We start from the raw sequence: 13787 nt of genomic DNA on the forward strand, positions 1-13787 counted from the left end.
ACTTAACCACATTTTGGATTTGCCAAGAGGATAAGCCTATCAAGATAGAAAGCAAATAAAAATGGCACCCTAAGGTGCCATTATTCAATTCAGACTTCTGATAATTAGAAGTTGTATTGTAGACGATAGATTACAAGATCTTCGTAACCTTCACGCGCCAGTTTGTTCACTGTGTAGCGGTAAAGAACGCCTGCTGACCAGTCTTTGTGGAAGTTCCACAGTGCGTTTACGCTACCGTTAAGACCGTAGTCGCCGCCTTGAATGTCAGAGTACTCGTCGTTACGTGCAAACTCGTACTCACCCCATGTAGAGAAAGTAAAGTTTTGGCCTGCGATGTCAGTGTTGTAGTAACCAACCCAACCTAGCATACCACCGTTGCTGCCGCTGATGCCGCCTTCAGTATTGATCTGATGCGCGCCTAAGAATGGAGTGAAGCCCCAGTTGTCGCCTTTAAGACCTGTGTAACCAAGACCTAGAACACGGTTTTGCTCGTGAAGTACAGGGCCTTTATCTTTATCAGTGTTGTACACTTGAGCGTATAGCGATACACCAGATTCAGTTAGGTTGTAGTGGATAGTACCTTTGGTTGATGCACCACGGTCGTCGCCAGCACGATCAACGCCTTCGTAGTCGTAGAAGCCGTAGATTTGGCCCCAATCGAATACTGCACCGCCTTCAATACCGATTACTGCTTGGTTGCGGTCTGAAATTTCCTGGCCGAAGTTTGAGTCATCATTACCAATACCGTGGTCCCATACTTGGTAGTCTGCATACATGCTACCGAAACCGAATAGGTACTCTGCTTGAGCTGGTACTGCTGATACTGCTGCCACAACACCAAGAGCTAGAAGTGATTTACGCATAGTGGAACTCTCTATGTTTGTTAATTAGATTAATCATTGTTTGAAGGCGCAATCTATGCTGCGCTTTATGGAACTGCATATTATCGATAAAAATCTCAAATTCCATGTGCAACCGATGTAAAAAAATCTAAATCGAGTGATCTACTTCGCATTAACAAGCGAAAATTTGCCATGTAACGGAACTAAAATCCTGTTGCACAAAAAATGATAGAGAAAACGATTACGCAAACGCTTAAATTAAATTTGATGTTCATCACGTATTCAAACATTGTTCGCGTTGATCCGAATGAAGATAGGTTGCGTATCTGTAACTAAAATGTTCAAAGAGAAATGTGTAATGAATGAAGTGATGCTGTTTCCGTTAAATTCGATTGTGCTTCCTGAGGGCAAAATGCGCTTGAGAGTCTTCGAAGCCCGCTACAAGCGACTTGTCGTGGATGCGCTCAAAGGAGATAGCCAATTCGGCATTTGTTTATTTGAAAAACAGCACTTACCTGAGAATAGTGAACTCTCTGCTGTTGGCACCTTGGTGAAGATCATCGATTTTGAACAACTTGAAGGCGGTTTGCTGGGGATCACTGTCACTGGTATCAAACGGTTTATGATCCGTCGAGTACGAGTAGAGCATGATGGACTGCGCTTGGCTAAAGTCGAATGGTTGCCAAACTGGGAAACCTTAGATTTGACAGAGCATGGCGAGCTTTTGAGTCAGCAACTTCAGCGTATTTACTCTCAATTTCCGCAATTGAATGATTTATATGAGCAAAAGTTTTTCGATGACGAAACATGGGTGAGTCAGCGTTGGTTGGAGATTCTGCCCATGACCAATAAGCAATTTGATCGTTTATCTCTTCATTTAGATTGCACCGCCACAGTCGAATTCCTCAGCCAAACATTAAATAATCCTAATATCAGTGATCCAACTGCTAAGGTATAACGTAGAGAAGGTATCTAAGCGGTGCAAAGGACAATGTAATGAGCAACCTAGACACGCAAAACTTTACCAGAGCAGACTGGACTGTTTGCATGGACAAAGTGAAACAACAAGACAAGCAGGCATTTGCGTTAGTTTTTCAGCATTTCTCCCCCCGTTTAAAGCAATTTACCTATCGACACGTAGGTAATGAGCAGGTTGCTTTAGAGATGGTGCAAGAGACCTTGGCGACAGTGTGGCAGAAAAGTGCGTTATTTAACGGCGACAAAAGTTCTCTTTCCACTTGGATCTTTACTATCGCACGGAATCTGTGTTTCGACATGCTGAGAAAGCAAAAAGGGCGCGAGCAGCATCTTCACTCAGAAGATATCTGGCCTAATGACTACTGCCCGCCAGATATGGTTGATCATTACTCTCCTGAAACCGACATGCTCAAAGAGCAGGTGGTCAAATTCCTTGATAGGCTTCCTGAGGCGCAAAGAAAAGTGGTTCAAGCGGTTTATTTGGAAGATCTACCACATCAACAAGTTGCCGATATGTTCGATATCCCCTTGGGTACGGTGAAATCAAGATTACGTTTGGCAGTAGAGAAACTAAGACATTCAATAGAGGCGGATAAATTATGAGTTACCATCCAGAAGAATTGTTGTTGCAAGCCTATGTTGAAGGGACTCTTGACGACGTTGCAGCATTTACCGTTGCGATTCACTTGGAGTCGTGCCCCATTTGTAAGCGAAAAGTCACCATGCTTGAAAATCAGTGTGGAGATAAGTTGGCGAATGCGCAAACTGATACCAGTATCGATGACTTCGACGCCATGTTCGACTCTATCGTAGCGCTCGAACAAAACAGTGAACCTTTTCGTGCACCGCGGAAAGCAAAGCCGATCATCGTTAATAACAAAACGTTTATGCTACCAAGAGCGCTAAGCCGTTTTTCTAGTGACATCGGCGAGTGGAGGAGTTATGGCGGTAAGGTGTACAGCGCACCTATCAACATCGCAGAGGATTGCCGAGTCAACCTTATGTATATTGCGGAAGATGTTCGAATTCCACAGCACACGCACAAGGGGATGGAATCTACCTTAGTACTGCATGGTGGTTTCAGCGATGAAGATGGACACTACGAGGCGGGCGATTACCTTGTTAAAGATGCGTCGATAAAACACAGCCCCTTCACTAAACCAGGTGAAGACTGCCTATGTTTGACTGTGCTAACAGAGCCTATGGTATTTACCCAAGGGGTGGCGCGCCTGTTCAATATGTTCGGCAAAGGAATGTATCCTTAAGCTGCGATGAAAATAAAAAAAGAGGCTTGGTTTAAAAACCAAGCCTCTTTTTATTTTGAGCGATGTATTACTGACTGGATTCAGACTCGCTCGCTGAGTGACTTTGCTTAATGTCCTCTTTATCTCTTTGGCGGGCCTTAGCTAACATATCATTGAAGTAGTGTCTCAATGAGTAGAGCATTAATAAGCTAGGTATCACCATTAACGCGGTCAAAATAAAGAAGGTTGACCAATCGTTAAGGTAGTCGACCAGCTCACCAGAGAAAGAAGCGAGTGTTGTACGCCCTAGGTTACCTAACGAGGCGAGTAGCGCATATTGGGTCGCAGAAAACGCCTGCCCGGTTACGACAGTTAGGAATGAGACGAAAGCGACCGTTGAAAATGCCGAGGTGAAGTTATCAACCACTAGCGTTGCTAAAAAGAGTTGCTCGTTCGGACCAACTTCAGCCATCCAAGCAAACATTAAGTTACTTGATGCCATGGCGATGCCGCCGATCATCAGGCCGCGGACAATACCAAACTTGACGTTAACCATACTGCCAATCAAGGTGAATAGAATGGTTAAACCCCAGCCGATAAGCTTAGAGTAGTAGCCGATTTGTTCATTGCTAAAACCGACTTCCTTATAGAAGGTAATAGACATTCGGCCAAGGAAAGCTTCACCAATCTTAAATAAGAACACAAACAGTAGTAACGTGAGTGCGACTTTAAATCCATTCCGCTTGAAGAAATCTAAGAAAGGCTCAACGACCGTTACTGTGATCCAAGCGATGACTGGATTTCCAACCACGGTACTGTGGCGCTTTTCCGCTGCCGATTGCAGTGCGTCACGATGAGTCTTGGGCTCACCGACCAACAAAGTAAATAACATCAGCACGCCAACAATCGCCGCCATACCATAATACACACCGTTCCAACCAATAGAGTCTGCGTTGATAAAGGCAAGGTAGCCTGGTACAGAATAACCTGTCCACCAACCAATAACAGCCATAGCGGATGCTTGTGGAAGTTTGGATGGCTCAGATTTTGGGAATGTGTCGATACGGAAAGCATCAATCGCGATATCTTGAGTTGCCGATGATATCGCGATACCGAGTGCTAGCATTGATGTCAACATGAGGTTTTTCGAAGGATCGACACCCGCAATCAGCAGAGTACATATCAATACAACCGATTGACACAAAAAGATCCAGCTACGACGTTGACCTAAGCGATCATGCAAAAATGGTAACCGAACGCGGTCTACCAGCGGTGCCCACAAAAAGTTGATTGCGTAAACAGCAAATACGCTACCAAAGTAACCAATAGCGGCGCGGGTTAAGCCTGCATCTTTGAGCCAACCCGACATGTTTGAGCCAATAAGCACCCAGGGGAATCCACTTGAACAACCCAGCATAAAGACCCAAAGCAGGCGTTTATCCATGTAACTTTGGATGGTCTCACGCCAAGACATGGAAGGGGAGTCAGAAGACATACACTATTCCTTGTTAGAGTATTGGTCAGCAAAAAGGCTCTAACGGTTAAGTTAGAGCCTGAAAGAAAAGTTTTTACGGCAGGAGTGTCGCTTTAGTAATAATGATAGGTTCTACCGGGACGTCACGGTATCGACCTTTGGTATGAGTTCGCTTTTGACTCATATCTTGAATAACGTTAAAGCCTTGGGTGACTTTACCGAATACCGCGTAACCTGGTGGGCGTTGATCGTAATCTAAAAAGCCATTATCAACAAAGTTAATAAAGAACTGGCGTGTCGCTGAGTTCGGATCATTTGTTCTGGCCATGGCAATCGTCGCCGCTTTATTTTTCAGGCCATTAGAGGCTTCGTTTTTCACTGCCGGATACGTTGGTAGCATGTTCATGTCTTTGTCGAAGCCACCACCTTGTGCCATAAAGCCAGGGATCACACGGTGGAACTGAGTGCCAACATAGCTACCATCTTCGACGTATCGCAGGAAGTTCTTGACCGTTAACGGGGCTTTCTGCTCGTTAAGTTCAACGGTAAATGCGCCCATATTGGTTTCAATTTCTACCTTAGGGCCAGCCAAAGCTAAGCTGCTAAAAAGAGCGAGTGAAGCAATCGCGAGTTTACGCATTAGAATCGCTCCTGCATGTAGTTTTTAAGCTCACGGTCATTAGCGACTTCTTGCAGAACTAGGTTCACAACATCATTGAGAACCGTTTCGATCTCTTCATTAGACGCACTGAGTGCCCCTGTGCGCTTCGCAGTACCTGTATAGGTTTTAACTAGCTTTCCTTGTGGCGTTTCCGCAGTGATTTCGACCACGACCTTGCCGTCCATTTCATTTTCCATCACCGTATGCTTTACAGATACTAGTGCCTCTTGGACTTCAATCTGGACACTGTTTTCGCTGGTTACAGTGCTACGGAAACCTTGCGATTGGAATTGCTCAAGTAGCGCATTCTCTATGGAGATACGAACGTTCTGTTTGGAGTGAATCGGTTCGATGTTAGAGCGTCCACTATCAACGAGCGCGACATACTGAGCTGAGCGAACGTCTTTACTGGTCAGGTTAAAGGTTGCATCTTTAACAATATCGCCATTGCTCAATACCGCTTTTGGCATAAAGTTGATTTGCTCTTGCTGTGGAGCAGCACAAGCGGTGAGAAGTGCCATTGATGCGGCTAAAACCAGTTTTCTCATTGTCATTTCCTTTATTCGTCACTCTAACAATACTAGAGATAGGATAGTGAATTATTTAGTTGCTTGTAAAATAACAAATTTCTTGTTGGCAGCAACCGTCTTCACGTTCGTTTTACCAAAAAGTCTTGTTAATTTCCCATCGTAGCCGAGGTGGCGGTTACCGATAACTAATAATTGCCCACCATTGTTAAGAACATGCTTTGCATCACAGAACATTTGCCAGGCGATGTGGTCAGTAATCGCTTGTTGCTGGTGAAAAGGGGGATTGCACACGACAAGATCCGCCTGGGCTGCGGAAAATCCGTCAAGGCAATTATTGGCCACACAACGAAACTCGCGATTGTTACCAAGGGCTTCTGTTAAGTTTTTGCTCGCTGATTCAATTGACATAAAACTCTCGTCAACACAGGTCAATTGAATGTTAGGGTTCAACTGGCCTAGTTTTACCGACAGCACACCGTTGCCGCACCCAAGGTCAATCACCTTTTTGTCGCCGAGATCTTTTGGTAGGTGCTCCAGCATAAAGCGAGCGCCTAGATCGAGGCTTTCCCCTGAGTAAACATTAGGCAAGTTATTTAACCAAAAGTCATGTTGATCAACTTGCCAGCGGGTGTAAGGAGAGACTTGCGGAACTGAAGTGGCATTGGCTTGCGAAAAAACTAGACGATGTTTCTTCCATGCTAATGAAGTTTTGGTTTGACCCAAGTGCTTTTCAAACAGTTTCAATGTCGATGTATGGATCTCTTTAGCTTTGTTCACGGCAATGACGGCAACCGATTCTGGTAGCGACTGACGCAGCTGATGTAATTGCCACACTAGATGTCGATTGCTTTTAGGCAATTGCACTAAAACGAGATCGACATTATCTGGGATAGCGTCGTAGGTAGACAGTAATCTCACCTCATCGGCGTGATTTGCGAGCAGGTTAGCCTTAGTTGCTTGATGGCTAATGAAAGAATCACTCATCATGGTGACTTTGTGTTGTTTGGAGAACCAACAGCTTAATGCGCCACAATGATCATTGAGTATCAAAACATGTTGTTGGGGAGGGAGCGCTAACTCTTCGACATGATTGATCAAATACTCATCGCCAGCATCCCAGGCTTGGAGAGTTTCATTACTGCGTTTGGGAAAACGATGCAGAGATAGGGTACGCTCATGTAGCGTAAGCTCAGTTTTCATAATTGAGAAGTTAGCAAGTGACTGATGGGGCAAATTGTCGCAGATGCTAAGCAAACTGGGAACTAAAACCTTTAGCTTTATGCCCGCTGCGATTATTATCTACCCTTTAATGCTGTTCATAATTAGATGGTGATCCCCAATGCTGCAAGAAGTCATTGAAACCAAACTGCACAACACCTTTGAGCCTGAGTATCTTAAAGTGATCAATGAGAGCTACATGCACAATGTTGCCCCAGGTTCCGAAAGTCACTTTAAAGTCATTGTGGTAAGCGCTGCATTTGAAGGTTTACGCTTAATTGGCCGTCATCGCTTAGTGAATCAAGCTCTCGCTGATGAGTTGGCAAACCACATACACGCACTGTCGATTCATACTTATACCGCGACAGAGTGGAAAGCTCAGAACGAGCTCGCTCCTGACAGCCCAATGTGTCTAGGTGGTTCAAAATAAACTTTCATCAAAAGGTAGCAGCGGCTACCTTTTTTGTTTACTAGCAAAACTGACGCCTGTTAACAATGTATAAACAAATAAACTGGCGTATTAGTTTTAAATAAGATTGTTTCACGATGTGAATGGATAGAGTCATTACCCAGTGTGTGGTTATAGGGGTTTGTGCGATGGCTCAAAGTTATGACTATTCCTTAGCCTTTTAAACTCAATTCCTACGAAATATCTTAGCTAATACCCGTATTGGTCATGGCATCGACTTCCTAAAAGATGCTAGACTATCGCACCTGATAAATCCCGCCAATTTCTTGTAGCGAGATTTTTAATAGGATGTTGCGATTTTGGTGTTTTAAACTTCACCAAAACCGGACACTAGTGTCGTGTCTAAAAGTTACGCAATCAAAGAATCTTTTTCCCGATAAAAGTAGTGCAAGTGCGTATGATTACAATAAAGAAGGGTTTGGACCTGCCTATCGCAGGAACTCCTACCCAGGTGATTAATGATGGTAAGACCATCAAAAAAGTCGCCTTGCTTGGCGAAGAGTACGTCGGCATGCGTCCTACTATGCATGTCCGCGTAGGCGATGAAGTAAAGAAAGCTCAAGTTCTTTTCGAAGATAAAAAGAACCCTGGCGTGAAATTTACTTCACCAGCAGCTGGTAAAGTGATCGAAGTTAACCGTGGCGCTAAACGTGTCCTTCAATCTGTAGTGATTGAAGTGGCAGGTGAAGAGCAGGTGACGTTCGATAAGTTTGAAGCTGGACAACTAGCAGGTCTTGACCGTGAAGCGGTTAAAACTCAACTGGTTGAATCTGGTCTTTGGACTGCTTTACGTACTCGTCCGTTCAGCAAGGTTCCTGCAATCGATTCTGCTACTAAGGCTATCTTTGTTACTGCAATGGATACTAATCCGTTAGCAGCTCAGCCTGAGTTGATCATTAATGAACAACAAGAAGCATTCGTTGCTGGTTTAGATCTGCTTTCAACACTGACTGATGGCAAGGTTTACGTATGTAAATCTGGCACAAGTCTTCCTCGTTCTTCTCAGTCAAATGTTGAAGAGCATGTATTTGATGGCCCTCACCCAGCAGGTCTTGCTGGCACCCACATGCATTTTCTATCTCCAGTAAATGCAGAAAATGTGGCGTGGAGCATTAACTATCAAGACGTTATTGCGTTTGGTAAGTTATTCCTAACTGGTGAACTTTACACTGATCGTGTTATCTCTCTGGCTGGTCCAGTAGTAAATAACCCTCGTCTAGTACGTACGACTCTTGGTGCAAGCCTTGAAGACGTAACGGACAGCGAGCTGATGCCAGGTGAAGTTCGTGTGATTTCTGGTTCAGTACTTACTGGTACTCACGCAACTGGTCCTCACGCTTACCTTGGTCGTTACCACGTACAGGTTTCTGTATTACGTGAAGGCCGTGAAAAAGAGCTGTTTGGTTGGGCTATGCCTGGCAAGAACAAGTTCTCTGTCACTCGCTCATTCCTTGGTCACATCTTCAAAGGTCAGTTGTTCAATATGACAACGACGACTAATGGTAGTGATCGTTCTATGGTTCCAATCGGTAACTACGAGCGCGTAATGCCGCTTGATATGGAACCAACTCTGCTACTTCGTGACCTATGTGCTGGTGACACTGATAGTGCGCAAGCGCTTGGTGCTCTAGAGCTAGATGAAGAAGACGTAGCATTGTGTACCTTTGTTTGTCCTGGTAAATACGAGTACGGTGAGCTACTTCGTGAATGCCTAGATAAGATCGAGAAGGAAGGGTAATTTTCATGGCTCTTAAAAAGTTTCTTGAAGACATCGAGCATCACTTTGAGCCAGGCGGCAAACATGAAAAATGGTTTGCATTGTATGAAGCTGTTGCGACAGTTTTCTACACTCCTGGTCTAATCACAAAGAAGAGCTCGCACGTTCGTGATAGCGTTGATTTAAAACGTATCATGATCATGGTTTGGTTCGCGGTATTCCCAGCAATGTTCTGGGGTATGTACAACGCGGGTGGCCAAGCTATCGCAGCACTTAATCACATGTACGCTGGTGAACAACTGGCTGCAGTAGTTGCAGGTAACTGGCACTACTGGCTAACCGAAATGCTTGGCGGCACACTTGGCGCTGACGCAGGTGTTGGCAGCAAGATGATCCTAGGTGCTACTTACTTCCTACCAATCTATGCAACGGTGTTTATCGTTGGTGGTTTCTGGGAAGTACTGTTCTGTATGGTGCGCAAGCACGAAGTTAATGAAGGTTTCTTTGTTACTTCTATCCTGTTTGCTCTTATCGTTCCACCAACGCTACCTCTATGGCAAGCGGCACTAGGTATTACCTTTGGTGTTGTCGTTGCTAAAGAGATCTTCGGTGGTACGGGCCGTAACTTCCTTAACCCAGCACTTGCTGGTCGTGCTTTCCTATTCTTCGCTTACCCAGCGCAAATCTCGGGTGACGTAGTATGGACTGCAGCTGACGGCTTCTCTGGTGCGACGGCGCTAAGCCAGTGGGCTCAAGGTGGTAACGGTGCACTAGTGAACACAGTATCTGGTGAAGCGATCACTTGGATGGACGCGTTCATTGGTAACATTCCTGGTTCTATTGGTGAAGTCTCTACTCTTGCACTGATGATTGGTGCCGCAATGATCGTCTACATGAGAATTGCCTCATGGCGCATCATCGCAGGTGTAATGATCGGTATGATTGCGACAGCGACGCTGTTTAACGTAATCGGTTCTGATACTAACCCAATGTTCAACATGCCATGGCACTGGCACCTAGTTCTTGGTGGTTTTGCATTCGGTATGTTCTTTATGGCAACAGACCCTGTATCAGCTTCATTTACTAACAAAGGTAAGTGGTGGTACGGCGCGCTAATCGGCGTGATGTGTGTACTGATTCGTGTAGTAAACCCAGCTTACCCAGAAGGTATGATGCTGGCGATTCTATTCGCGAACCTGTTTGCACCTCTGTTCGACCATGTAGTTATCGAGAAGAACATCAAGCGGAGACAAGCACGCTATGGCAAGTAATAACGACAGCATTAAAAAGACGCTGGGTGTTGTTATCGGGTTGAGCCTTGTTTGTTCAATCATCGTATCAACAGCCGCGGTTGGTCTACGTGATCAGCAAAAAGCTAACGCTGTACTAGATAAGCAAACTAAGATCGTTGAAGTTGCTGGTATTGAAGCAGAAGGTAAAAAAGTACCTGAGCTATTTGCACAGTACATTGAACCGCGTCTAGTTGACTTCAACACAGGTGACTTCCTTGACGGTGATGCAGCGACTTACGATCAACGTAAAGCTGCGAAAGATCCTGCTGAATCAATCAAGCTATCTGCTGAAGAAGATAAAGCGAAGATCCTACGCCGTGCAAACACAGGTGTTGTATACCTAGTGAAACAAGGCGATGAAGTATCAAAGATCATCCTTCCGGTACACGGTACTGGTCTATGGTCAATGATGTACGCTTTTGTGGCAGTTGAAACTGACGGTAACACTGTGTCAGGTATCACTTACTACGAGCAGGGAGAGACTCCTGGACTTGGTGGTGAGGTTGAGAACCCAACATGGCGTGCTCAGTGGGTTGGCAAGAAACTGTTCGATGAAAACCACAAGCCTGCAATCAAGATTGTTAAAGGCGGCGCTCCGCAAGGTTCAGAGCATGGTATCGATGGTCTTTCTGGTGCAACTCTAACTGGTAACGGTGTTCAAGGCACATTTGATTTCTGGTTAGGCGACATGGGCTTTGGTCCATTCCTAGCAAAAGTTCGTGACGGAGGTCTGAACTAATGTCTAGCGCACAAAACATTAAAAAGAGCATCTTAGCGCCAGTATTGGATAACAACCCAATCGCGCTACAGGTTCTTGGTGTTTGTTCTGCTCTTGCAGTAACAACAAAACTAGAGACAGCATTTGTAATGACACTGGCGGTTATTTTCGTAACAGCTCTGTCTAACTTCTGTGTATCTCTGATCCGTAACCACATTCCTAACAGTGTGCGTATCATCGTTCAAATGGCGATCATCGCATCTCTAGTAATCGTGGTAGACCAAGTGCTTAAAGCTTACCTATACGATATCTCGAAGCAGCTATCTGTATTCGTAGGTCTTATCATCACGAACTGTATCGTAATGGGTCGTGCTGAAGCATTCGCAATGAAGTCTGCACCACTACCATCACTTATCGACGGTATTGGTAACGGTCTTGGTTACGGTTTCGTTCTTATCACTGTTGGTTTCTTCCGTGAACTGTTTGGCTCAGGCAAACTATTCGGTATGGAAGTACTTCCTCTAGTGAGCAATGGTGGTTGGTACCAGCCAAACGGTCTGATGCTACTTGCACCATCTGCATTCTTCCTAATCGGCTTCCTAATCTGGGCAATCCGTATTCTGAAACCAGAACAAGTAGAAGCGAAGGAGTAAGGACGTCATGGAACATTACATTAGTCTGCTAGTTAAATCGATTTTCATCGAAAACATGGCATTGTCTTTCTTCCTAGGTATGTGTACTTTCCTTGCCGTATCTAAGAAAGTTAAGACCTCATTTGGCTTAGGTGTTGCAGTAGTTGTTGTACTAACTATCGCAGTACCAGTAAACAACCTAGTTTACAACCTAGTGCTGAAAGAGAACGCTTTGGTTGAAGGTGTCGATCTTAGCTTCCTAAACTTCATCACCTTTATCGGTGTAATCGCGGCACTTGTACAAATCCTTGAGATGGTTCTTGACCGTTTCTTCCCACCTTTGTACAACGCGCTGGGCATCTTCCTACCGCTGATCACAGTAAACTGTGCGATCTTCGGTGGTGTATCTTTCATGGTACAACGTGACTACAACTTTGCTGAATCTGTTGTTTACGGTTTCGGCTCTGGTGTGGGCTGGATGCTAGCGATCGTCGCTCTTGCAGGTATCCGTGAGAAGATGAAGTACTCTGACGTACCTCCTGGTCTACGTGGTCTTGGTATCACGTTTATCACTGTAGGTCTAATGGCGTTAGGCTTTATGTCTTTCTCTGGTGTTCAACTGTAAGTCGGGTAAACCGCATTAATTAAGGAATAGTCAATGGACATTATTCTTGGTGTAGTGATGTTTACTCTGATCGTACTTGCGCTAGTACTAGTGATTCTTTTCGCTAAGTCTAAGCTTGTACCAACAGGTGACATTACAATTTCTGTGAACGATGACGACTCGCTTGCTATCGTTACACAACCAGGCGGTAAGCTTCTGAGTGCTCTAGCTGGTGCTGGCGTATTCGTTTCTTCTGCTTGTGGTGGCGGTGGCTCATGTGGTCAGTGTCGCGTAAAAGTTAAATCAGGTGGTGGTGACATTCTACCAACCGAGCTTGACCATATTACTAAAGGTGAAGCGCGTGAAGGTGAGCGTCTAGCGTGTCAGGTTGCAATGAAAACTGACATGGATATCGAACTTCCTGAAGAAATCTTCGGCGTTAAGAAGTGGGAATGTACGGTTATCTCTAACGATAACAAAGCGACATTCATCAAAGAGCTTAAGCTACAAATTCCAGATGGCGAATCAGTACCTTTCCGTGCTGGTGGTTACATCCAAATTGAAGCTCCTGCTCACCACGTGAAATACGCTGACTTCGATGTACCAGAAGAGTACCGCGAAGATTGGGACAAGTTTAACCTGTTCCGCTACGAGTCTAAGGTAAACGAAGAAACAATCCGCGCTTACTCTATGGCTAACTACCCAGAAGAAGAAGGTATTATTATGCTAAACGTGCGTATCGCTACGCCGCCGCCTAATAATCCTGATGTACCGCCAGGTATCATGTCTTCGTTCATCTGGTCTCTTAAAGAAGGCGACAAGTGTACTATCTCTGGTCCATTTGGTGAGTTCTTCGCGAAAGACACAGACAACGAGATGGTCTTCGTTGGTGGTGGTGCGGGTATGGCGCCAATGCGCTCACACATCTTCGACCAACTTAAGCGTCTTAAATCGACTCGTAAGATGTCTTTCTGGTACGGTGCGCGTTCTAAGCGTGAAATGTTCTACGTAGAAGATTTCGATGGCCTACAAGCAGAAAACGACAACTTCGTGTGGCACTGTGCACTGTCTGACCCTATGCCAGAAGATAACTGGGATGGTTACACAGGCTTCATCCACAACGTACTGTACGAAAACTATCTGAAGGATCACGAAGCGCCTGAAGATTGTGAGTACTACATGTGTGGTCCACCGATGATGAACGCGGCTGTTATCGGCATGCTGAAAGATCTCGGTGTTGAGGATGAAAACATCCTACTGGATGACTTCGGTGGTTAATCTACCTAAGTGATTGAATCTATGGCTGGCTCGATTGAGTCAGCCATTTCTTTTTCGGTTTTCGAATCGATAGCGGAAATCGTTGCTGATTGTGGTTTCAATTTCCTCTATCCATTTAATATACGACAAT

General features: G+C 45.0%; 15 protein-coding genes. 10 read left to right on the forward strand and 5 right to left on the reverse strand.

The window, feature by feature from the left end:
- Positions 1-104: 104 nt before the first annotated feature.
- Entirely contained in the window at positions 105-863 is a 759-nt protein-coding gene (locus RH45_RS11790; protein WP_008077408.1) for an outer membrane protein OmpK, read from the reverse strand.
- A gap of 337 nt (positions 864-1200) precedes the next feature.
- Here RH45_RS11790 and RH45_RS11795 point away from each other — a divergent pair, with 337 nt between their 5' ends.
- The 3 genes from RH45_RS11795 to RH45_RS11805 are packed head-to-tail and all read left to right on the forward strand — an operon-like array spanning position 1201 to position 3085.
- On the forward strand, positions 1201-1800 hold the full coding sequence (locus tag RH45_RS11795; RefSeq protein WP_008077410.1) for an LON peptidase substrate-binding domain-containing protein: 600 nt from the start codon (positions 1201-1203) through the stop codon (positions 1798-1800).
- 38 nt (positions 1801-1838) lie between these two features.
- Positions 1839-2423, forward strand: coding sequence for an RNA polymerase sigma factor (locus RH45_RS11800; protein ID WP_008077412.1), 585 nt, complete (start codon positions 1839-1841; stop codon positions 2421-2423).
- Positions 2420-3085, forward strand: coding sequence for a ChrR family anti-sigma-E factor (locus RH45_RS11805; protein ID WP_008077415.1), 666 nt, complete (start codon positions 2420-2422; stop codon positions 3083-3085). Before RH45_RS11800 ends, RH45_RS11805 begins: the two co-directional genes overlap by 4 nt.
- 67 nt (positions 3086-3152) lie before the next feature.
- Here RH45_RS11805 and RH45_RS11810 read toward each other — a convergent pair whose 3' ends face one another.
- From RH45_RS11810 to RH45_RS11825, 4 genes are all read right to left on the reverse strand, one after another.
- The gene (locus RH45_RS11810; RefSeq protein WP_008077417.1) at positions 3153-4559 is read right to left on the reverse strand and encodes an AmpG family muropeptide MFS transporter; all 1407 of its coding nucleotides are present in this window, start codon (positions 4557-4559) and stop codon (positions 3153-3155) included.
- 73 nt (positions 4560-4632) lie between these two features.
- Positions 4633-5178, reverse strand: coding sequence for a peptidylprolyl isomerase (locus RH45_RS11815; protein WP_008077419.1), 546 nt, complete (start codon positions 5176-5178; stop codon positions 4633-4635).
- Positions 5178-5747 (reverse strand): YajG family lipoprotein, encoded by a 570-nt coding sequence (locus tag RH45_RS11820; RefSeq protein WP_008077421.1) that lies wholly within the window; start codon positions 5745-5747, stop codon positions 5178-5180. The genes RH45_RS11815 and RH45_RS11820 overlap by 1 nt, the downstream gene beginning before the upstream one ends.
- Before the next feature lie 51 nt (positions 5748-5798).
- Positions 5799-6929 (reverse strand): methyltransferase, encoded by a 1131-nt coding sequence (locus tag RH45_RS11825; protein ID WP_008077424.1) that lies wholly within the window; start codon positions 6927-6929, stop codon positions 5799-5801.
- 139 nt (positions 6930-7068) lie between these two features.
- Here RH45_RS11825 and RH45_RS11830 point away from each other — a divergent pair, with 139 nt between their 5' ends.
- The 7 genes from RH45_RS11830 (at position 7069) to nqrF (ending at position 13657) form a co-directional block, all read left to right on the forward strand.
- The gene (locus tag RH45_RS11830) at positions 7069-7377 is read left to right on the forward strand and encodes a BolA family protein (protein WP_008077426.1); all 309 of its coding nucleotides are present in this window, start codon (positions 7069-7071) and stop codon (positions 7375-7377) included.
- A gap of 436 nt (positions 7378-7813) precedes the next feature.
- Positions 7814-9154 carry a Na(+)-translocating NADH-quinone reductase subunit A gene (locus RH45_RS11835; RefSeq protein ID WP_008077429.1) on the forward strand — a complete coding sequence of 447 codons (1341 nt, stop codon included), beginning with the start codon at positions 7814-7816 and terminating at the stop codon, positions 9152-9154.
- Positions 9155-9159: 5 nt separating this feature from the next.
- The gene (locus RH45_RS11840) at positions 9160-10404 is read left to right on the forward strand and encodes an NADH:ubiquinone reductase (Na(+)-transporting) subunit B (RefSeq protein WP_008077431.1); all 1245 of its coding nucleotides are present in this window, start codon (positions 9160-9162) and stop codon (positions 10402-10404) included.
- The gene (locus RH45_RS11845) at positions 10394-11164 is read left to right on the forward strand and encodes a Na(+)-translocating NADH-quinone reductase subunit C (RefSeq protein WP_008077433.1); all 771 of its coding nucleotides are present in this window, start codon (positions 10394-10396) and stop codon (positions 11162-11164) included. The genes RH45_RS11840 and RH45_RS11845 overlap by 11 nt, the downstream gene beginning before the upstream one ends.
- Positions 11164-11796: an NADH:ubiquinone reductase (Na(+)-transporting) subunit D gene (locus RH45_RS11850; protein WP_005473461.1), complete on the forward strand. Its 633-nt coding sequence runs from the start codon at positions 11164-11166 to the stop codon at positions 11794-11796. Before RH45_RS11845 ends, RH45_RS11850 begins: the two co-directional genes overlap by 1 nt.
- A gap of 7 nt (positions 11797-11803) precedes the next feature.
- Positions 11804-12400 carry an NADH:ubiquinone reductase (Na(+)-transporting) subunit E gene (nqrE, locus tag RH45_RS11855; protein ID WP_005436652.1) on the forward strand — a complete coding sequence of 199 codons (597 nt, stop codon included), beginning with the start codon at positions 11804-11806 and terminating at the stop codon, positions 12398-12400.
- A 33-nt stretch (positions 12401-12433) separates the two neighbouring features.
- The gene (gene nqrF / locus RH45_RS11860; RefSeq protein WP_008077447.1) at positions 12434-13657 is read left to right on the forward strand and encodes an NADH:ubiquinone reductase (Na(+)-transporting) subunit F; all 1224 of its coding nucleotides are present in this window, start codon (positions 12434-12436) and stop codon (positions 13655-13657) included.
- Positions 13658-13787: the final 130 nt, after the last annotated feature.

It is taken from the genome of Vibrio sinaloensis DSM 21326 (assembly GCF_000189275.1).
Lineage (GTDB): Bacteria > Pseudomonadota > Gammaproteobacteria > Enterobacterales > Vibrionaceae > Vibrio > Vibrio sinaloensis.